We start from the raw sequence: 20,170 nt of genomic DNA on the forward strand, positions 1-20,170 counted from the left end.
CTTCTTTCTATCACAGTCCCATCATTTCCCGCACCACCCGGTCGGCCATCTTCACCGCGCCGACCAGTATCAGCATGTTGAAAACCAGCTCCCCGATATAGCTCCACACCATTGTCACGGCGCTGGCGCTGGCGTCCACCACCGGCGGGGCGGCCGCAAAGACGGAAAAGATGACACAGGCCAGGACGATGATCGCCCCCTCCAGACAGACGGCGGCATAACCTTTGAGGAAGGATTTGCCGATGCTCTGGCTCGGCTCTCCTGCAAAGGAGGCCAGCGGCACGGGGGCGATGGCGGTATAAAGATAGAGCTTGAAAAATCTGCCGTACACCGACAGGATCATGATGAAGGACAGCACCGTGATGAACAGGCTGCCGATAATCGTCACCGCCCACAAGGGGATGCTCATCAAGAAGCCGCACTCCTCAACGGCCTGCACGATGGCCTGTGGCAAAACGGCTTCAGTCGTGGTCCCGAAGCCCGCGCTGCTCATGATGGTGGAGATGATCCCCTGGGCAATGTCAAACAGCGCCATCATCAGCTCCAGCCCGTAGGTCACAACGCCTTTCGCCAAAGCAAAGCGGATGAACAGCTTTAGGGCGTGTTCGGGCTTTTTTACCTCCGCAAAGCTGCCGCAGGTCTTGACCACGCCAATAACAAAAAACAATACCAGCAGGGCCAGGCCGGTGGCCTGCAACGCGCCGTGGATATCGGCAATGACGTGCCAGATGCCGCCGCCGCGGAATTCCGTGGGGGACTGGGTGACAAGCTGCCAGATTTCCGCCAGCTTTTCGTTCCAGGTTCCCAGGGCGCTGTTCAGGTTCTCAATCACCCAGTTGCTGCTTTCCAAATAAACTCACCTCGTTTCCAAGGCAAAGCCCGTGCCTGAAGCACGGGCTTTGCTTTCGTGATCGTTACCGGCATGGTGCGTCTCTGCCGGTTTTTTTGTCCCTGATAACACCAGACTTGTCATCCACATAGAAATGATTGACAAAGGGGTTGTAGATGGCATGGCACCTGACGCCGTTATATTCGGCAAGATAATCGTTGTCGCCCAGCCTCCCCAGGATGGTGGCTTCCCGCAGTTCGCCGTCCAGGGAATGAATATGCATGTTTTCAGCAATCGGGAATTTGTTAAACATGATGGCAATCAACCTCCTGTGATGAGATTAAGAATTTCCTTGGCAAAGGTGATGATGACGCCGCCCGCCAGGGTCAGAAAGCCGTTGGCCCGCTGGCTTGGGTCGTGGGATTTCAGCGACAGGCCGATCTGCACGATGCCGAAGCCCAGCAGGATCATCCCGATGGCGCGGATCAGGCCGAAGATAAATTCGGACAGGTTGTTGACCACCTGAAGCGGGTCGTTGGCCGCGTATGCGGGAACGGCGAAAAGGGTCAGCATCAGCGCCAGCGCGCAGCAAACGGCAAAAACCCTTTTGGTTTTTCCAGGCATTTTCATACGTATCATTCCTCCTCGTTTTTATGATGGAGACAGGCTTGCGAGTTCTTCCTCGGAAAGCAGCTCGTAATCGCCATCTTCCTTTAAAGTCACGGCTTTCCAGTCCAGGGCGTGTTCCGTGGTGCCGTGCCGGTAGAGGTGGCCGCCGCCGTCAACCGTCAGCTTCAGATTCGGATGTTTGAGAATATCGTACTTGTCGTCCATGACGGCGTGTTCGCCCCGGATGAACAGCAGGGCGTAGCGGTTGTCCAGCATCCGCACCTCGTCGGGGGTGAGAAGTTCCCGGCCCGACAACTGAAAATTGGTGGAATAGCTGCCGTGGGCGCCCTTACTCTGGCCGTAGGTGTTCAGGTCGATGGTTTCCTTGCCCAAAAGCTCGGACACATACTTGTGGGTGGATTGCTCGTTGCCGCCCAGATAGAGGAACTCATCGCAGTTGCCGACGATGGACTCCCAAGAATCTTTGAACAGGGCCTTTAGCTGGGCCAGGTTTTGCAGGATGATGGAGACGCTGACCTCCCGGCTGCGCATGGTGGAAAGGAGCTTGTCGAATTCATCCGGCAGGGCGACATTGGAAAATTCGTCCATCACGAAATGGACGTGCAGGGGCAGCCTGCCGCCGTAAACATGGTCGGCCAGGTAGTAAAGCTGCTGGAAAAGCTGGGTGTAGAGCATGCCGACGATGAAATTAAAAGACGAATCGTTGTCGGGGATCACGGCAAAGAGGGCCGTCTTTTTCTCCCCCATGGCGGGCAGTTTCATTTCATCCACCGTGGTGATTCCCGCGATGGTGGACAGGTTGAACTTCTCCAGCCGGACGCCCAGGCTGATTAAAATGGACTTGGCGGTTTTACCCGCCGCCAGCTTGAAGATGTTGTACTGCTTGACCGCCAGATGCTCCGGCTCCCGCATGGCCAGCCGCTCAAACAGCTCGTCCAGGGGGCTTTGGTAGGTTTCGTCCTCCTCCCGGACCTCGGCGGCGGCGATCATCTCCATGACCATCGGGAAGTTTCGCTCATCCTCCGGCGCTTCGTAGAGCAGATATAAGATAAGCGCTTCCAGCAGCGCGGTTTCGGAGCGTTCCCAAAAGGGGTCGTTGGTGTTGCTGCCCTTGGGCGTGGTGTTGCGGATCAGGTTGGTGACCAGCTTCAGCACGTCCTTGTCGTCCTGCAAATAGGTAAAGGGGTTGTAGCAGTGGGAGAGGTGCATGTTGATCAGGTCCAGCACCTTGATGTCATAGCCCTTGGCTTGGAGCAGGTTTCCGGTATCCCGTAAAATCTCTCCCTTGGGGTCGAGGATCACAAAAGAGGTGTTGTTCTGCATAACGTTGGGTTTCGCGTAAAACCTGGTCTTGCCGGAGCCGGAGCCGCCCACCACCAGGACATTCAGGTTGCGCCGGTGCTTCCTGCCGTCCAGCCCGATGCGGACGTTCTGGGTCAGGATTTTGTTCTTCTGCGGGTTCTTGTCCCGGTATTTCTTATCGACAGCCGCCGCGCCGCCCCAGCGGGCGCTGCCGTGTTCCTCCCTGGGCCGGTAATTGCGCTTGGTGGACAGGTAAATCCCAATGCCCATGCCGTAGGCGGCGATAAAGAGCAAAACGCACTTGAGCGAATTATCCACCCATTGGATATGAAACGGATTGTTCATCGCCGCCGTGAGGTTTGCCAGGATTTCAGGCAGCCCGCCGGAAAGGGAAGGGGCGGTGAGCAACGCCGCCCACACCACCGGAATTAAAAAAACCGCCCAGAGGATGAGATTGCTCTTGGCGGTTTCAGCGCGTTTCATCGTGGTTCCTGCGCTTCTGCTTTTTGGTCGGGGCGTCGATGGTTTTCAAAAGAAGTTCGTCCACGGCGTCGGTAGGCCGTTCTTCTTTTATCAGGTCGTTTCGCAGTTCATTGAGGGCGTTCACCACCACGCCGTATTCGTAATCGTCCAGGGTCAGCACTCTTTCTTCTTCCTTCATGGACAATCCCTCCTAACGTTCCGGCTCCTGCCGTTTTTGCTGCCGTTGCTGGTTAAGCATCCGGTTCATCCGGCCGGAGATTTCGCCCGCCGCTTCCTTGATGGTGGTAAGCTCGGCACGGATCTCCTGCGGCTCCAAAGTCTCCAGCCTTTGGGGAACGCCCTCAAAGTGATAAAAACCGTTCGTTTCCACGCCGTACTGCTTGCACAGCATATACGACGCACAATAGGCGTGAAAGCCATACTCGGAGCGGTTGTAGCTGCCGTTGCCTTTGTCCATTTCCGCCTGGGCCAGTTCCTGGGCGAGAGCGCGGAAAATATGATTGGCGTCCAGGCCCCGCCGGATTTGGATTTCCCGCGTGTCCGGCTGGTACAGGGCGTTCACGCCGCTTGGCAGCGTATCGCTGATGCGGACGGGCACGGGGGCGTGGGTCAGCAGCGCCTTGATGCGAGTGCGCTCGTCGGGATAAATGGGGGTTTCCCGTTTGCGGCTGTTTCCGGTTTGGGAAATGTCGAACATCTTTTTAGGGTTGTAGCTGATGCCGGTGGAACCGTCCTGGCGTTGATATTCCTCGCCCGGCTCAATGATGTAAAAGCCGGATTCCTTTTTGCGGATGTACGCGCCCTGGTCCTTCCAGGTGTCAAAATCTTTAATGACTGTGGCGTTTGGCCGCTGTACAAGGATAAGCAGGGCGTTGGAAACGCTGTAGCGGTCAAAGCGGCTCTGCACGTCCAGATACTTCTGGAAGGTATCCCCGTCCCGTGCCATGGCTGTCGCCGTTTCGTCGATCATGGTGTACACCACTTCCCGCTGCTCCTGCTTTTTCTGCGCCCAGGCTTCCTTGTCGAAGGGCTGGTCGCTTATGGGCGCGGCTTGGCCTTGTTCCTGCCGGAAAAGATCGTCAAAATTGCTCATCTGGATTTACCTCTCTTTCGGTTTGGATTTTTTGGCTTTGGATTTCGGTTGGCCCGATTTGGCGGGCTGGCTTGTGGATCTGGATTGCTCTTTGGATCGTTCGCGTTTGGGTTCGGCTTGCTCCCTGTGGGCTTCCCGGATTTCCTTCAATTCCTGCCGGACGGATTTCCGTTCCGGCTCACTCGTACCCCCGGCGGCTTTCCCGCTGCGCTCGTAAGTAGGCTCGGACGGAGGGGATTTCTCCGCCTTCGCCGCCGTAGGGTCCGTCGTGGGGTTTGGGTTGTCGGTCCGCTCCTGGTCCGGCTCCGGCTGTTCGGGCTTGGCCAGGAGTTCGTCCAGAAAATCGTCCGCGCTTTTTTCGGCGGGCGTTTCCTTTTCGGCGGACGCTTTTTCCTCCTGCCTGGCGGCCTTGGATTTCTGGATTTCGCTCTTGATGCTGGCGGTGTCCACGGTGGCCAGTTTGAAGCGTTCCACGATGCGGTTAATCTTGGAGGCGTCTTCGGCCCGCACCATGATGTCGCACATGCCATCCGTGTCCTTTTTGTCACGGAGGGCGCAATAGAGGATGCCGTAGCGTTTGGCCTCCTGGGTGAATTTCTGCAAGTCCTCGTTCCTGACCGCAAAGACTTTCAGCTCCTTGCCGCTGCGCAACAGCCCCTCCAGCCGGATTTTGCCCCTGGTTTTCTTTTGGTCTGTGAGAACGGCATACAAATAGGTGGCGAGGTTTTTGGCCCCCTCGCCGGAGATTTTGGCTATTACCTCGATCCCCTTAAGGCTCATGTTGACGACTTGGTCCGCGGCGGCGGCTTCGCTGTTCATAGGCTTTGGCCTCCTTTCGTTGCTGGATTTCTTCCTGCTTGATCCGGGACAGCTTTTCCTGCATCTCCCCGGAACGGGACAGGATGCCCGTGCAGAGCTTCACCTCCTTGCGAAGCTGGCTGATTTGTTGGGAAAGCCCGGCGATTTGCTCCTTATAGGCTGTCGCCTGCTCCTCGTCCTCGCACCGGCGGATGCGGTTGTAAAGGGACTTGCGCTCGGCAGACATGGTGATCATTTCCTGCTTTACGGTTGACCGATAGGCGACAAGCTGCTCCTTGCTGGAAATATGGTTTTTACAGAGCAGCTTGGTCTGGGCGGTGAGTTCATTCAAATAGCGGAGGTCCTCGCGCAATAAAAAATGCGTCCGTTTGCTGGACGCGCGGGGCTTGGGCAGGATGCCCATCTTATAGAGGTAGTGGAAGTATAACGCTTGTAGGCCGGTTATTTTTTTCGCCGTCTTGAGGGAGCCTTTGAAGGTACATTGCTTTCGCTTCGGCTCCGGCAAGGGGGGTGGCCGCTTGGGGGTGCGGTTTTGCAGGATGCGCCGTTTGATGGCTTCCTCGGTGTAATCGTCGCCCAGGGTTTTCAGGCGGACAAACCGCTCCTTGCCTAAAGGACGCACCGACATGTGTTTCACACCGGTTTTGACTTCATATCCCTGTTTGCGCAGGGCGGCGATAAATTGCGTGAAGGTCATGGCTGCGGCAATGGCTTTATCCACGTCCTCCCGGATCAGGCCCCGCCAGGTGGGTTTGCCTTCCTGCTCGGCCTTCCATTCGGCGTAGTGTTTGGATTTGCCGCGCTGCGGGTTTTCAATGACAGAAAGGGCATGTTCCCGGCACAGCCGGTCGGAGGTTTTGCGCATGAGGGCGTAGGTGGCGTTGTTGTCGTAGTACCGCTTGCCGTCCTTAAAGGACACGGAATTCAGGACGAAATGATTATGCAAATGATTTTTGTCCAAATGAGTGGAGACAACCACCTCAAAGCGGTCGCCCCAAAGCTCTTTTGCCAGCTTCACGCCGATGGCGTGGGCGGTTTCGGGGGTGGCCTCTCCCGGCGCAAAGGCCTGGTAGCCGTGAAAGGCCAGGATGCCGTCCTGCTTCTGATATTGCCGCTTTGTGCGGCCCATCTGCTGGCAGGCGGTGGCCGGGTCGCAGTTGATGCCGGTCACATAGAACTGCTTTTCGGTTTTGACATCCTGCTGGGTATAATTCAGCACCTTGCGCAAGCCCTGAAAGTCGGGACTGGTAAAATCGGGGTTCTCGGTTTTTTCGGGATTGGCGGCGTAGTCAATTACCCGGTCAAGGCGGTCGGTCACATCCCATATGGCTGTGGTTGCCATCGGTCATCGCTCCGGCTCCCCGTGTTTTTTCGTCAAAGGGTAATCCCCAAGGCCCTCTTGCTTATCACAGATTCTCGCCACGATAAGCGCAAGCATGTTTTCCGCATACCGGAATTCCTCCTGATATTGGTCGGTCACAACCTCCAGGGGGTTTTGAAACAGCAGGAGGTAGTCCAGTTCCTCCGGTTCATAGCTGTAATTTTTTGTCATATTCCGGTGAACCTGGGTATAGGCGGAGATTTCCTCCGCTTTTTCAAAGATGCCTTCGCCGTCCACTTTGAGCAGCTTTGCCTTGTAGTCCGCAAAGTTTCGGTGGATACGGTTTATTAGTAGTGTATTCTTATCCATTAGGTTCTCCTTTCCGGCGCTGTGATCGCCTCTATAATATCCTGGACCGCCTTTCTGAGCCGGTTGGCTTCGTATTGAAATACCGTCTTGTCAATATGCCCGGTGGCATTGGCCTTGGCGGCAATCTGGTTCAGGTTGCCGCCGATGGCGTGAAGCTCTCGCGTCATGGAAAAATAGTCGGGAGGGGGCAACTCTTTGGGCACATAGCCGTTGATGAGAGAACGAATAAATGCTTCCTGTGAAAGCCCCGATTTTTTTACTTGCTTGGCAAGAGTCTGTTGTTCTTTGGCGTTTAGCCGTACAATGATTTGGATATTCCGTTTTCTCATCGTTCCGGCTCCTTTCGCGGAGGATGGATGTCCTTGCACTCGATGAGGCCGCGAAATTCCTCCCGCCACTTTTGTTGAAGCTCGTTCATTCATAACACCTCTTTTCTTGATTGATGGGGAGTACAACATGAAGGGGGGGTATTAGGGGCTTCGCCCCTAACAAGCGAATTTGGCTAGCCAAATTCAGTGCTTGCTGCAACGAAAGACGGCAGTCTTTCGTTGGGTGTGGGTTACGATTGTTCTCAAAAACAGCCAGCCGAAAAAGAGAAAAAGCAAGAGGTTATCGCTCCTGCCCGTGGTGCTTTTTATTTTTGTTTCGAGCATCCATTTCTTTTTCCTGTGTGGTAAAATCCACGCCGATAAAGTGTTCTGCGTGGAGAATGTAGTCTGCGTTGCTGTTGCTTCGCATACCATTACTTCGGCCTGTTGCGTATTCTTGGCTTCAACACATCAACATTAACGGACATGCTGAGTCTTGTTTCCCTGATTCCACACCCTGATAGGTTCATATCTATTGACAAAGCATCTTTTATTGAGTTTGGGACATAAGAAAAAGGCGCTGATTTCAGCACCTTTAACAACAATTAAAAACTGATTATATTATGGATAATTATACTATTAAAATACTATGCATCTGGCAGTAGCGAAGCATCAGACACCTTATCTTCATTGTATTTTTTCTTGAATTCACTCTTTACAGAATCCATCTCTTTATAAATCATATCTGCTAATTGCAGCCTATCTGCACTTATATGCTTTTGATGTAATTTTTCTAAAAGTTGTATTTTCACAGCATACCATTGCTTATCAATATATTTACTGGGAACTGTTTGAAGTAAGTCAAGCGCACCATCTAAGTCGTTGCCATAGTATCCAATGTATCTAGCTTTTATATTCGTAAGAATGAACTTTCTTTTTCCACGTAGCGTTTTCTCAAGTTTATCAATTATTTTGGTGCAATCTACTCCATGTGAAATTTTGTAGTTTAGAAGACATAACTGAGCATCAATTTGTCGACTATTATATTGCAAAGCACTCTCATAACACTCGATTGCCGTATCAGTTTCACCTATTTCATCATGTATACGACCTCGCCTGAACATAATTTGCGATGGTTCCTCGTTAAGAACGGTTTCACTACTTATTAATTCAAGTGCTTCTTGCCCACGGCCCTCCTTCTGAAGTATTCTACATTCCAAAAGAATCACGAAAATGTTGGTATCATCAATATCTTTGGCTTTATTGATATTGTTCCGTGCTTGTTGCACATCGCCTAAATATAAATAGCATTCGGCCATTTCACGATAACTTGAAATGTATCTTTGCTTTTTTTGTAATGCAGTTCTAAAATATTGAAGTGCAGATTCGTAACGCTCCTGATATTTTTCAATTCGACCAAGAGAATTATAATAACGCGGGTTTTCGGAATCGCATAATATCAAATCTTTAATTAACTTAGTAGCTTCGAGATATTTTTCAAATCTTATATAACATAAAGCTTTAATATACAACGCATCTAAACATTTATCAGATATTTCTAAGATATCATTCGCTGTTCGAAAAGCATCATCATATTCGCGATGATTATATTGATCCCACATTGCTTGGATAATTGTGCAAATCATTTCGCTTCTTAATCTGACAGCATCCTTTACTTTTCCATTCAGTGCTAATATGCGTATGGCTACTGGCAACAAGCGGAAATAATTACTAATATCAGACTCATAATATCTCATTTTTGCAATAATATAACTCTCTAATTCATTGCATCGTTCATTTCGTTTACTACTGTTAAATGCCAAATCATTATAATAATCTTCGACTATATGCTCTAATTTGTAACATCCCTCATCATCAATTTTTAATATTCCAGCAAAAAAGGCCTCATTTGTAAAATTTGATATTTGAGAAGCCGTATACTCCGTAAATACTTCAACATACTCGACATTTCTAAGCCTTGATTGCACTAATGCTATAATCTCCATGAAACTTATGCATTCATCGGAAATTTTTGCATAAGCAATCAGTTGTTTGGCTAATCCAATTTTCAGTTCGTTAACTTTATTTGGTTGTTTCAAATAGTAATTGTAGCCAAAATTAGATACTAGAAAAGCTCCCAACTTTGCTCCTAATGGATAGCCGCACATCGACTTGGCAAACTCTAAATTTTTTTCAACATCGTAACCATCAAAAGAGATAGACAGATTGTTTTTAATTATTGATGAAATAAACGAATCTTCCATACCCGTTATTCGAAGCTGTCTGATCGAGTCTTTAAATTGATAGGACAAATCAACATAACGTGACGAAGTCATTATGACTGGCATTGTTGCAAACATTTTTGTATTAACAATCAAGTCAATTATAAAATATAAGTCTGAATTTGGTTCACCATCTTCAGTAAGCCATCCTTTAATATCTTTCATAATAACAAAGATATTCTTTGATGAAATAAATTCCAAAAAAAATCTTAGATTATCTTTTTGAAGCTTAAGAGTAATATTCTCATAAGGAATAGATTGGTTTGTGAGTTTAGACAACGCAATTACCAATTCACCCATTCCGGGAATTCTATCGAAATCTATTACAATGCTGCTATTATACTGTCCATATATCCACTCATTAGCTCTTTTGGCTAATGATGATTTCCCGATTCCTAATATGCCGTTAAGTATGATAAGCTTATATCCTGCTCGTGTCGTTGCTTCAATATCTCCGATCTCTTTAGTTCTATTCACAAAACTGTTAAGCGACGAAACGTTTGACTCTTGAGATAATACAATTTCACATATTTTTGTGGAAGCGCCATCCAAATCAGAACTATCAATAGTATCGTATTTATATGGTTGCAGTAATGCGGGCAATTCTGTTCGATCCAACATAAATATCATGAACTTACATTTATCAGACATCATCTTGACAAACGCAGCATTCAACTCCGCTTTAACCCAATTGGAATCAGCAGCATGTTTGCTCCAAAAAAGAACAAAATGCGTCGCGTTATTGATGCCATCATTGATCTTGTCTGGAATTTTCTCTCCATTTAATATATCAACTGCATCAAACCAAGTATTTTTATCACTCAACTTTTGATGAACCAGTTTAACTAAATCTTTATTAACGCTGGAATGTGAAAGAAATACCTTCATATTTTCCCCCCTAAAACATTTAACTCCATCTATCTCCTACTTCATCATGTTCTGTGAAACGAGACATTGATTGTTTTAATATTGCTACCTTCACTAAGCTGCTAATAAAATCGTTGCTGATATCAATCCCTCAAATCCGTTTCTTATTTCAAAAATTTCCTACCTGTTTTCTTCAACATAATTTTTAGGTCCAATAATTATTTGCGCCATATATCGAAATCTACCTCACTAACCACCCATAATCCTGCCTGCAATCAATAATATAGTCAATGTACACCGTCTGATCCTTGATTTGATACAGAATTAGGTACCATTTTTCAACGAACATCTTATGGTATTTATTGAGCGGTATAAATTCGGCAGTCAGAAATGGACAACGCTCCGGCATTTGATGAAGGGAGCGGACGGCGTCCATCAGATCGTTTTTCATCTTGCGGGCGGCGGAGGGACTTTTCTGCGCCAGAAAACGGACATGCCCCGCCAGCATCTGACGGGCACGGTCGGAAACAAGCACCTTATATTGAGGTTTCTTTTCCATGCTCTACCTCGTCAATAATGCTGTCCAGATAGCTGTCCAGTTCATCCGGCGTTGTTCCGGCGCGTCCAGCCAGACGGTCTTCCTCGACGGCCAGCAGTTCTTCTCGCAGCTTCAGCATTTTTTCACGGCGGGTAAACGCCTTTATATCCATCACCACGAGATCACCTTCGCCGTTTTTGGTAAGGTACACCGGCTCACCTGTAGACCTGCACAAATCCGCTATCTCATTATAGTTCTGTCGGATGCTTGCGGACGGTTTAATCTGCATGGCATCAACTCCTTATAGTAAAATTCTAACCATATTATAATTCCTTCATGCTATGGAATCAACCAGCAATTTCGTTAAAGCGGTTAAAGCCTTTCAATTTCCTGCGGCCTTCTTATCCCCAACGTTATTTTCAAATAGTCGTTGTAATCCTTCCCGCGTTGGGACGGCTCGTCGGTAATGGCGTAGGTGAAGGGAAGGAGAGCCTTGATGGTCTCCGCCGCCAGCCTTCCCGGTGCGTCGCTGTCCAGATGCAGGGCAATTTCAGTTATTTGCGGGTAATCCTTGAGGTACTGCATCAAAGCGGCGGGCGGGGTACTTTCCTCAATATTTTTTTTCGGCTGGTAAATACCCGCCAGGGAGAGGCAGTTTTCTCGCCGCCAATCCCTGCCGGAAAGCAGCTCTAATGTGCCGTAGGACAAAAGGTCAATGGCGCTTTCAAACAAATGCAGCTTTGTGGAATTATTCCTTGCCGGAATGGAGAAGGAAAAGTGCTTGTCGCTGCCGCTTACGTCCCCCATAAACCGGCTGCCGGATGTGCCCCGGAGCGTACCGTAGCGGGGAAGGCCTTGCCGGTCGAAGCCGACAAAGACCGCGTTGTGCCGGTAGCGGCTTTCATACAGTCTTCCGGTTTGGATGCAGTAATCAATCAAGGTGCTGTGTATGCCGCGCCCGGTGAGATAGGCAATCACGCGGTCATTGTTTTCATTTTTCTCCGGCAAAAGCAGCTTTCTTGGCTCGGCGGGTTCTCGTGCCTTTGACGGAATAGGCGGCGCGATGGCCGCCTGTCCGTCTATCCGAAGCACTGCTTCGGGGAGCGTCATTCCCCGCACCTTGATAAGATAATCCAGGGCGGAGCGCCCGCCGATGCCGCGGGACCACCAGTTCCATTTCCCGTTGGAAATTTTCAGGCTGTCATGGCTGCGGGTGGTATAGACGTTGCCGGAAAAGGGAACCAGTTCCTGCGGTTCGTAGTGCTGTAAATAAGTCAGCAGATCCATCTGTTTTGCGCGCTCGATCTGTTCCGGGGCCACATAGGGCATATCTATCACCTCCGAACGTGAAAAAGCACCGGATGGTACTCCGATGCTTTCTCATGAAAATTTTGCAGGCACGGCTATATTGCGCCGATTTTTTTAAGATAGGAAAATCCGTCCGTATGCCCGCGAAAATAAAGCTGCATACGCTCCATGTCCTCCATGCGGGTCGCTATCTCCAGATAGTCCGTAAGGCTTTTATGTTCTTCCGCGCTTAGAGCAATTGGCCCTTCACCCTCTAGGACAGCCGGAATGAAAGGGGACTGCTCTATGAGTGCCTTTTTTCTTTGATGGAGTTGTCCATACTCGTCATTGTTGTGCAGCAGGTCAATGACGGTATCGCTGTCAATTTCGGGGAATAACGCCGTAATCCGTTCCGGCAGGGTCTGGAATATAAAAGGTTCGTTCATCCCGCGCCTCCTTCCTGGTTTTTTGTTTAACTGTAATCCTGGGAAAATAGAAAGTCAAAACTGCTAAAGCGGATTCAGCCATTACCGTTCATAGCCCACGGCCTTTTTTTCGGGGATATCCAGGTCCTCGTCCGGTTGGTCGTCCATGATTTCGTTTTCCGCCTTGTCCATATTCAGCAGGATGTTCAGTTCATGCAGCCGTGCAGATTTGCTTTGCAGCTCCTGCTCCTTCTCAAAGGGGACGTCAATTTCTTTCTTGGCCGTTTCCATCTGTTGGCGGAGGGTTTTTAGCTGTTCCCGGCAATATTCCAGTTCCAATGGTATATCGGCCAGGACGTTGTTGAGTCTGGTGATGTTACCGTGAACGTCCGTACCCAATGACACCGTATGGCTGAGAGCCCCCCGCAAGGTGATCTGATACTGCTTGTTGAAGCTGTCGAAGGAAAACAGCATTGGAAAGCCCATGTAGCTGCCCAACTCCCGCGGCTCCGGCGAAGTCATGGCTTTGCAGGCTTCCAGGATGGCCGTCCCCGCCTTGGCCTTTTCGGTGTAGGTGATGTCTTTGACCGTCATGCCCGCGAATTTGCTTTCCTCGGCCTTCTCCCCGGCGGGTTCCTTTGTGCTGCACTTTTCATACAGGGCAATGTCCTTCTCATAGCCCGCAATGCGTTCCTCAGTGGATTTGATCTGCTTTGGTAAATGCTTGAGCAATCTGTCCTCCAGTGCATACCGCTGGCTTAGATGGTTGGCTTTTAGGAGCTTCAACTTGGAAACTTGGATGTCTAAATCCATCTTCTCCTTGATGAGCGGGTTGCCCGTCGCCAGCGCCTTGACTTCTGCGTAGGAAAGCGACGTTTCGTCAATGTCCTCGGCGCTTCTCACGGGGGATTTGCTGGTCATAATCTGGCTGATAAACCGTTGCTTGTTCTCCAATATCTGATACAAATAAGCGTCAAAAGTGTTTTCCGTGACATACCGGAAGATGTGTACCTCGTCGTTTTTGTTGCCTTGCCGGACAATCCTGCCGCTGCGCTGCTCCAAATCCCTTGGCCGCCAGGGGCAGTCCAGATCGTGGAGCGCAACCAGGCGGTCCTGGACATTGGTGCCCGCGCCCATCTTAAAGGTGGAGCCCAACAGGGCGCGTACCTGTCCCGTGCGCACCCTGGCAAACAACTCCTTTTTGCGGGTTTCCGTGTTGGCCTCATGGATGAAAGCCACCTCGTCGGCGGGAACGCCGCGCGCTATGAGCTTTTGGCGCACATCGTCGTAGACGTTGAAATTCCCGTCGTTCTTGGGGGTGGACAGGTCGCAGAACACAAGCTGCGTCAGCTTTTTATCGCGGTGATCCCGCCAGAAGCGAAAGATATTATCCACGCAGGCGTTCACCTTGCTTTCTTCATGATCGGGCAGCATGGGGTTGGCCAGGCGCTGGTCAAGGGCCAGCTTGCGGCCGTCGTTGGTAATTTTCAGCATGTTGTCTTCGTGTGGCTCCACCATCCGGTTGCGCACCCTTTCGGCGCGCTCGCCAAGCTCGGCCACCATGTCCTGCTGAAACTCGCTGGGCTTGACAGCCACGTTGTGATAATTGGCTTTGGGTACGGGGAGGTCCAGCATATCCGCCGTTTTGATGTCCGCTACCTCTTTAAACATGCTCATGAGTTCAGGCAGATTGTAAAACCGGGCAAAACGTGTTTTGGCCCGGTAGCCCGTGCCCTCCGGCGCAAGTTCGATGGCGGTCACGGTTTCCCCGAAGGTGGAGGCCCAGCAGTCGAAATGCTGTAAGCCGTTTCGCCGCAGGGTTTCATATTGCAGATACCGCTGCATGGTGTACATCTCGGTCATGGAGTTGGAAATGGGCGTCCCCGTGGCAAAGACGATGCCGCGGCCTTCCGTCAGTTCGTCCAGGTAGCGGCATTTGGCAAACAGGTCGCTGGATTTCTGTGCCTCGGTCTGGGCCAGGCCCGCCACGTTCCTCATCTTGGTGTAGAGAAACAGGTTTTTGTAAAAGTCCGCTTCATCCACGAACAACCGGTCAACGCCCAATTCCTCGAAGGTCACAACATCGTCTTTGCGGCTGGTGTCGTTGAGCTTTTTCAGCTTTAATTCCAGGGTCTTTTTGGTCTTTTCAAGCTGCTTGATGGCGTAGCGTTCCCCTTTAGCCGTCTTGATTTCCTGTATGCCATCGGTGATTTCCCATATTTGCTCCTGCAATTGGCGCTTTTGACGCTCTGCGGAAATGGGGATTTTCTCGAACTGGCTATGCCCGATGATCACCGCGTCGTAGTCGCCGGTGGCGATGCGGGCGCAAAACTTCTTGCGGTTCTTGGTTTCAAAGTCCTTTTTGGTGGCCACAAGGATATTGGCGGAAGGATAAAGCTGCAAAAACTCTCCGGCCCATTGCTCGGTCAGATGGTTGGGCACGACGAACATGCTTTTGTTGCACAGCCCCAAATGCTTGCCTTCCATTGCCGCCGCCGCCATCTCGTAGGTTTTTCCCCCACCGACGCAATGGGCCAAAAGGGTATTCCCGCCGTAAAGGATATGAGCCACCGCGTCCACCTGATGCTGGCGCAGGGTAATTTCCGGGTTCATGCCGGTAAAGCGGATATGGCTGCCGTCGTATTCGCGAGGACGGATGGCGTTGAAGCGGTCGTTGTAGATTCTTGTCAGCCGTTCCCGGCGCTGGGGGTCTTTCCATATCCAATCCCGGAACGCTTCCTTAATGGCCTCCTGCTTCTGCTGGGCGATGGCGGTTTCCTTTTTGTTCAGAACCCGCTTTTCAACGTTATCCTCGTAGACCGTATCAAAGATGCGCACGTCTTTGAGATTCAATGTTTCCTCGATGATCTTGTAGGCATTGATGCGTTTGGTGCCGTAGGTGACGTTGGCCTTGATGTTGTCGCTGCGGTCGTCATTCTTGCCCTTGACGTTCCAGTTGGCGGTATAATTGGAATACAGCACGTCGATATACCGCTGGTACATATACGGCGTTTCCAATAGTTCAAACATAAATTCCTTGACCACATCTGGGGGCAGCCAGGTCGCACCCAAACGCACGTCGATTTCAGAAGCGGAAAGGTCTTTCGGCTGCACCGCTTCCAGCGCCTTGATGTTGACCGCGATCTTTTCCGTCTGTTCGGGGGGCAGGATTTTGGCCAGTTCCTGCACCTGCTTGAGCTTTTCCCGTACATTGCCGGACAGGTAAGCGTCCGCCGTGACATAGGGGAAAGATTCCACATGGAAAAAGGCGCGGGGGGCGTTTTCCGGCTCCGCCTTCCCGAAGTCGCGGAAGATCACGCCCTGCAGGTCGTTGGCAAGCTGTTCTTCGGATAATCCAGTCAATGATTGCATGAGACCTAAGTCCACGCAGGCTTTTTCCGCGATGGAAATGGCCAGGGCTTCCGCGGCGGTATCCACATGGGTAACGGTGGCGCGCTGCCGGATGGTGCGCTTGCTGAACATGTCCGCCTTACGCTCCATCTCGCCGTTTTCGTCCAGCACCTCCAAAGAACAGAGCAGGCAATAGGCGCTGTCATCCGAAAAAGCCATGCTGTTGCCCCGGCTGTTGATCAGGCCGTATTTGGCGGTAAAGGCGTCATATAGACGGTTCAGCTTGCGCTGCTGCTGCAAAATGGCCTCGTCGCCGTAATCCTCGGTCTGGTATTCAATCAGGCCGCGGACGCAGTCCCGCAGCCCGATCATGCCCTTGATGCGGCCCTGGGCCGTGACGGAGGTTTCCAACCGGTTCATCCGGCTGTTTTCCCGGAAGTAGATTTGGCCGTCCACCAGGCAATAGCTGAAATTACGGACGCTGGGGTCTGCCGGGATGGAAGTATCCGCATCTTCGCTGATGTCGTCGATTTCATACTCGGTGATTTCCGCATGGATGTTTTCCAGCGCCTCGCGGAGAAGCTCGGCAAGATCGGCGTCCTCATGGGGCAGGCACGTACATTCCTGCCGTCCGTATTGTGTATTTTCCTCAGTGAGTTGTCCCAAAATCATATCGGGATTTTGGATGAAATAGCTGTTGACGGTGAAACCTTCGGGGGTTTTGTCGAGATGCACCCAATCAGGCTCAATGTCTATCACACGGTCGCGCCTTTGCAGGAAGATGATGTCCGCCACGACCTCTGTGCCGGCGTTTTTCAAAAATGCGTTGTTCGGGAGCCTTACAGCGCCCAAAAACTCCGCCCGCTGCGCGATGTACTTTCGGATTTCAGGATTTTGCTTATCCAGCGTACCGCTGCTTGTAATAAATGCCACTATGCCGCCCGGACGTACCTTATCTAAGGTCTTGGCGAAGAAATAGTCATGGATGAGGAAATGATGCTTGTCATATTTTTTGTCAGCTACGCCATAGTTGCCGAAAGGCACGTTGCCGACGGCCAAGTCGAAGAAGCTGTCGGGCAGATTAGTTTCCTCAAAGCCCTGGACGGCGATGTTGGCATTTTGATAGAGCTGCCTGGCGATCCGGCCTGTGATGCCGTCCAGCTCCACGCCGTAGAGCTTGGAGTTTTTCATGCTCTCCGGCACCAGGCCGAAGAAGTTGCCGATGCCGCAGGAAGGCTCCAGAATGTTGCCGGTCTGAAAGCCCATGTTTTCCAAACAGGTGTAAATCGCTTTAATAACAGTGGGCGACGTGTAGTGGGCGTTTAAGGTGGAAGCCCGCGCGGAATTGTATTCGTCCTCGTCCAGCAATTCCTTCAGTTCACCGTATTCCTTTGCCCACTGGAGGTTGGCTTCGTCAAAGGCTTGCGGCAGGCCGCCCCATCCGACATACTTTGCCAAGAACTCCTGTTCTTCCGGGGTGGCCAGCCGGTTTTCTTTCTCCAGTTGGTTGAGCAGACGGATGGCCGCAACATTCCAGCCGTATTTGGTCTTTTGGCCGCCGTGCCCCAATTCATCGTCGGTGATATGGAAATTGACGCGGGGCTGCTTCGGTTTTTCCGGCACAAGGTCAAGGCGGACTTTGGTTACTTCGCCGCCCTGTACCTTTTGCCAGACGGGTCCCGTCTGCTGCTTCAAAATGCCGCGCACGAAGCCAACCCTCTCCCGGCGGAAGATGGGGAAGCCCACGCCGTTTTGGAAGGTGATGTCCCGCAGGCTGACCGTTCCGGCTTCCTCGTCAATCGTGTCAATGGAAAAGCGGCGGCCGTCGATGGACAATTCTAGGCCCACGGCTATTTCTTTTTCGGCTGGTTGCTTTTCCGTTTCCCCGGCTTGAGCCTTCGGCAGCTCCGGGTCCAATTCCACATCGGATTTTTCGCCCTCGCGGCTGCTGTCGATAGTGACGGTATGCCCCTGGTGGGTGACGGTAATATCGTCGGTTTGCCGCGCCCACTCCGGCGCGTCGGGGTCGTCGGCGTGGATGGTCACCAGGTCGCGGGGTTCCGTCAGGTAATCCTGGTAGGTCCGCTGGAACACGTCCTCCTGGAGCCATTCCCGAAACTGCGGCAGGGTGGCGTAGGCTTCGTAAAAGTCCGGGTGTTCCTCCCGCATGGAAAGAATGATGCTGTCAAGGGCTCTATCTAATTCCTGTTTGGCGCTGTCCGGGTCGGTGTCCCTGTCCCGCAGGTAGGGATATATCTCATCTTTTCGCACCCTGTCGATAACCTGGGGCAGATATTCCAGGTACAGCGTGCGGGCTAACGGTTTTTCCGTTTTTTCTTCGGCTGGTTGCTCCGGAGCTTCCCCGGCTGTTATAAGATGGTCGTTGAGCGGGTTTTCCCGCAGCATCCGCTCAAAGTCGCTCCGCGCAAGTTCCTTGCCGAACAGCGGGAAGCTTATGTCCCGCAGATGCACGGTGCTGTCGTCAAAGGAAAAAATCTCATATTCATCCGCGCCAAGATAAACGGTGTCGCCAAGAGAAAAAGCATACTGCGTATTTTCCCGTGCTGGCGGCTCCGGTGTGGCGGGGGGAGGCTCTCGGTTCAGGATTTCCCGGGCGTGGGCTTCCTCGGCAAGCTGCTGGCTGCGTTCCTCCATCTGCTGTTGGTAGGCGGGGAGATGTTCCTTTTCTTTGTTGTTCAAATAACGGTCGGCGGCAATTAGCTCACCGATTCGCTTTTGTACCTTTTTCCAGAGTAGAAGGATTTTCGCATCCGGCCCGGTGAGCTTTCCGCTGGTGAGAGTAATGCCTTTGCCGTCGTGCCATTCGTTGATGTTCGTGCCGATCAGGACAGGCGTCCGCCCGCCGGTGCCGTATTCATTTTTTAGAAAATCGGCGTTTTCTTTCGCGGAGGCGTTTTGCTGGAAGTGCAGATAAATCCGGTACTTGCCGTCCTGGACACCGCTTCCTTGCTGCAAAACCGCGTCAATGGCTTCCTGGGGGATAAAAAAAGCGGAGGATTTCTCGTCCTCCGCCTGTTCTATGGCCGCTATTTGCTGTTCCTCGGTTGGCAGCAGGGTTAGCTGTAAATAAGTTCCGCCAGTACGGTTTCCTCCGCCTGGTGCTTGAGGCTGTTCATGTGGCCCGTCCAGGCCATCTGTTCGCTCGCCTTGTCCGGCGCGGGGCTCTTTTCCAGGAGTTGTGCCGTGATCCGCTCGACGCGCTCCCTCGCCGTCCGGTCGATCTCCGCCAGGTGGCTGTGCAGGCCCCCCGACAGCATCAGGCTGGCGTACATTCCTTTCCGGTGGTTTTTCAGGTATGTTCTGCGCAACATCCCATATTTGCCGATGTGTGTTTGTTCTTCCGGCAGGGTCAGGTCGGGTATCAGATAATCGCCCTGCTGCGTGTAGGTCAGTTCCATGCTCACCGCTCCTTTCGTCAATTTGCTTTACGCTTTTATTGTGCGCCGCTCCTCGATTTTTGGCAAAGGTGCGGCTTTGGTTTCGCTCCGCTTTTTGCATGTCCTTGACTGTGGCCTCGATTTCCCGCAGGAGCATTTCGGCTATGTCGCTGGTGGCCGCGCCCAAGCGGGAAACGGTGTCGAGGGTGTTGAAGTTAGGAACGCTCTGAAAATCCTCAAAACGCAGATACTGGTCGGCATTGCAACCGCAGCGGGTTAAAAGCATGTAGGCCACGGAGCTTTTCAGCGCGTCCTTGAAAAACACCTCGGCGTTCAGATCATCCAATTCTTCCAAAAAACTGCCTTCCCGGAAAGAAAGCAGCTCCGGCAGGTAATCCGTGAAATTGTCGTCCACCGCGTTTACGGCGGCACTGAGCAAGGCATAGGGCAGGCTGCTTTTTTCGTCTAATTCCCCGAATGTGTTTTCCAGGGATTCTGTCACCGCTTCGGCGTATCCGTCCCGCATTTCCCACAGTGGGACGGGACGGTTGTAGCGGCTGTTGGTGTCGCTTACGTCAAACACATGGCGGAGCCTTAACCGGCCTCCGCTGTCGTCAATGAGGGCAATGCCTTTTGCACCTTTGTTTACCCAGCGTCCCAGTTTTTCGTTCCACACTTCAATGGAAGCGCAGGCCGTCGTGTCGGGCCGCTGTACGTAAATCAAAAGCTGATCCTGAAACGGATATTTGTAACTCCAGGCCGCGGTTTTCAGGAAGGAAATCCAGTTGGCATGGCTTCTGGTGACGCTGCGGGCCGTCCTTTCGGAAAGCTCGGTGATCAGTTGCAGCTTGGTTGCCAATGAAATCCC

The 20,170-nt window shown here is 51.7% G+C and carries 16 protein-coding genes; all 16 read right to left on the reverse strand.

The features are described from left to right. Positions 1-10 precede the first annotated feature (10 nt). Complete coding sequence (locus tag CEQ75_RS15620) at positions 11-850, reverse strand: VirB6/TrbL-like conjugal transfer protein, CD1112 family (RefSeq protein WP_089612017.1); 840 nt, start codon at positions 848-850, stop codon at positions 11-13. A 64-nt stretch (positions 851-914) separates the two neighbouring features. Further along, positions 915-1,142, reverse strand: a complete 228-nt coding sequence (locus CEQ75_RS15625; RefSeq protein ID WP_089612018.1) for a hypothetical protein — start codon at positions 1,140-1,142, stop codon at positions 915-917. A gap of 8 nt (positions 1,143-1,150) precedes the next feature. Next, the gene (locus tag CEQ75_RS15630; RefSeq protein ID WP_198306565.1) at positions 1,151-1,459 is read right to left on the reverse strand and encodes a TrbC/VirB2 family protein; all 309 of its coding nucleotides are present in this window, start codon (positions 1,457-1,459) and stop codon (positions 1,151-1,153) included. 21 nt (positions 1,460-1,480) lie between these two features. Next, positions 1,481-3,244, reverse strand: a complete 1,764-nt coding sequence (locus CEQ75_RS15635) for a VirD4-like conjugal transfer protein, CD1115 family (RefSeq protein ID WP_089612020.1) — start codon at positions 3,242-3,244, stop codon at positions 1,481-1,483. Further along, a complete protein-coding gene (locus CEQ75_RS15640) occupies positions 3,231-3,422 on the reverse strand; it encodes a hypothetical protein (RefSeq protein WP_089612021.1) in 192 nt (63 codons plus the stop codon). Before CEQ75_RS15640 ends, CEQ75_RS15635 begins: the two co-directional genes overlap by 14 nt. A 12-nt stretch (positions 3,423-3,434) precedes the next feature. Further along, the gene (locus tag CEQ75_RS15645; RefSeq protein ID WP_089612022.1) at positions 3,435-4,337 is read right to left on the reverse strand and encodes an ArdC-like ssDNA-binding domain-containing protein; all 903 of its coding nucleotides are present in this window, start codon (positions 4,335-4,337) and stop codon (positions 3,435-3,437) included. Positions 4,338-4,343: 6 nt separating this feature from the next. Next, entirely contained in the window at positions 4,344-5,156 is an 813-nt protein-coding gene (locus tag CEQ75_RS15650) for a PcfB family protein (protein ID WP_089612023.1), read from the reverse strand. After that, positions 5,107-6,498 carry a relaxase/mobilization nuclease domain-containing protein gene (locus CEQ75_RS15655; RefSeq protein ID WP_089612024.1) on the reverse strand — a complete coding sequence of 464 codons (1,392 nt, stop codon included), beginning with the start codon at positions 6,496-6,498 and terminating at the stop codon, positions 5,107-5,109. Before CEQ75_RS15655 ends, CEQ75_RS15650 begins: the two co-directional genes overlap by 50 nt. Positions 6,499-6,501: 3 nt before the next feature. Continuing rightward, positions 6,502-6,846 (reverse strand): DUF3848 domain-containing protein, encoded by a 345-nt coding sequence (locus tag CEQ75_RS15660; protein WP_089612025.1) that lies wholly within the window; start codon positions 6,844-6,846, stop codon positions 6,502-6,504. Further along, positions 6,846-7,175: a plasmid mobilization protein gene (locus tag CEQ75_RS15665; protein WP_089612026.1), complete on the reverse strand. Its 330-nt coding sequence runs from the start codon at positions 7,173-7,175 to the stop codon at positions 6,846-6,848. The genes CEQ75_RS15660 and CEQ75_RS15665 overlap by 1 nt, the downstream gene beginning before the upstream one ends. Before the next feature lie 626 nt (positions 7,176-7,801). After that, complete coding sequence (locus tag CEQ75_RS15670; RefSeq protein WP_089612027.1) at positions 7,802-10,324, reverse strand: toll/interleukin-1 receptor domain-containing protein; 2,523 nt, start codon at positions 10,322-10,324, stop codon at positions 7,802-7,804. Between the two features lie 220 nt (positions 10,325-10,544). Then, entirely contained in the window at positions 10,545-10,862 is a 318-nt protein-coding gene (locus tag CEQ75_RS15675; protein WP_089612028.1) for a type II toxin-antitoxin system RelE/ParE family toxin, read from the reverse strand. After that, positions 10,840-11,130 carry a type II toxin-antitoxin system Phd/YefM family antitoxin gene (locus tag CEQ75_RS15680; RefSeq protein WP_089612029.1) on the reverse strand — a complete coding sequence of 97 codons (291 nt, stop codon included), beginning with the start codon at positions 11,128-11,130 and terminating at the stop codon, positions 10,840-10,842. The genes CEQ75_RS15675 and CEQ75_RS15680 overlap by 23 nt, the downstream gene beginning before the upstream one ends. 83 nt (positions 11,131-11,213) lie before the next feature. Beyond that, positions 11,214-12,170 carry a DUF3991 and TOPRIM domain-containing protein gene (locus CEQ75_RS15685; RefSeq protein WP_089612030.1) on the reverse strand — a complete coding sequence of 319 codons (957 nt, stop codon included), beginning with the start codon at positions 12,168-12,170 and terminating at the stop codon, positions 11,214-11,216. 74 nt (positions 12,171-12,244) lie between these two features. Next, positions 12,245-12,574, reverse strand: a complete 330-nt coding sequence (locus CEQ75_RS15690; protein WP_089612031.1) for a DUF6664 family protein — start codon at positions 12,572-12,574, stop codon at positions 12,245-12,247. A gap of 81 nt (positions 12,575-12,655) precedes the next feature. After that, positions 12,656-20,161, reverse strand: coding sequence for a helicase-related protein (locus CEQ75_RS19670; RefSeq protein ID WP_157677504.1), 7,506 nt, complete (start codon positions 20,159-20,161; stop codon positions 12,656-12,658). Positions 20,162-20,170: the final 9 nt, after the last annotated feature.

The organism is Dehalobacterium formicoaceticum, from assembly GCF_002224645.1.
Taxonomy (GTDB): Bacteria; Bacillota; Dehalobacteriia; order Dehalobacteriales; family Dehalobacteriaceae; genus Dehalobacterium; species Dehalobacterium formicoaceticum.

Excerpts from the sequence above, each read along its gene's own strand:
- CEQ75_RS15625 (WP_089612018.1), bottom strand. The coding sequence starts at position 1,142 with ATGTTTAACAAATTCCCGATTGCTGAAAACATGCATATTCATTCCCTG.
- CEQ75_RS15630 (WP_198306565.1), bottom strand. The coding sequence starts at position 1,459 with ATGAAAATGCCTGGAAAAACCAAAAGGGTTTTTGCCGTTTGCTGCGCG.
- CEQ75_RS15635 (WP_089612020.1), bottom strand. The coding sequence starts at position 3,244 with ATGAAACGCGCTGAAACCGCCAAGAGCAATCTCATCCTCTGGGCGGTT.
- CEQ75_RS15640 (WP_089612021.1), bottom strand. The coding sequence starts at position 3,422 with ATGAAGGAAGAAGAAAGAGTGCTGACCCTGGACGATTACGAATACGGC.
- CEQ75_RS15645 (WP_089612022.1), bottom strand. The coding sequence starts at position 4,337 with ATGAGCAATTTTGACGATCTTTTCCGGCAGGAACAAGGCCAAGCCGCG.
- CEQ75_RS15650 (WP_089612023.1), bottom strand. The coding sequence starts at position 5,156 with ATGAACAGCGAAGCCGCCGCCGCGGACCAAGTCGTCAACATGAGCCTT.
- CEQ75_RS15655 (WP_089612024.1), bottom strand. The coding sequence starts at position 6,498 with ATGGCAACCACAGCCATATGGGATGTGACCGACCGCCTTGACCGGGTA.
- CEQ75_RS15660 (WP_089612025.1), bottom strand. The coding sequence starts at position 6,846 with ATGGATAAGAATACACTACTAATAAACCGTATCCACCGAAACTTTGCG.
- CEQ75_RS15665 (WP_089612026.1), bottom strand. The coding sequence starts at position 7,175 with ATGAGAAAACGGAATATCCAAATCATTGTACGGCTAAACGCCAAAGAA.
- CEQ75_RS15670 (WP_089612027.1), bottom strand. The coding sequence starts at position 10,324 with ATGAAGGTATTTCTTTCACATTCCAGCGTTAATAAAGATTTAGTTAAA.
- CEQ75_RS15675 (WP_089612028.1), bottom strand. The coding sequence starts at position 10,862 with ATGGAAAAGAAACCTCAATATAAGGTGCTTGTTTCCGACCGTGCCCGT.
- CEQ75_RS15680 (WP_089612029.1), bottom strand. The coding sequence starts at position 11,130 with ATGCAGATTAAACCGTCCGCAAGCATCCGACAGAACTATAATGAGATA.
- CEQ75_RS15685 (WP_089612030.1), bottom strand. The coding sequence starts at position 12,170 with ATGCCCTATGTGGCCCCGGAACAGATCGAGCGCGCAAAACAGATGGAT.
- CEQ75_RS15690 (WP_089612031.1), bottom strand. The coding sequence starts at position 12,574 with ATGAACGAACCTTTTATATTCCAGACCCTGCCGGAACGGATTACGGCG.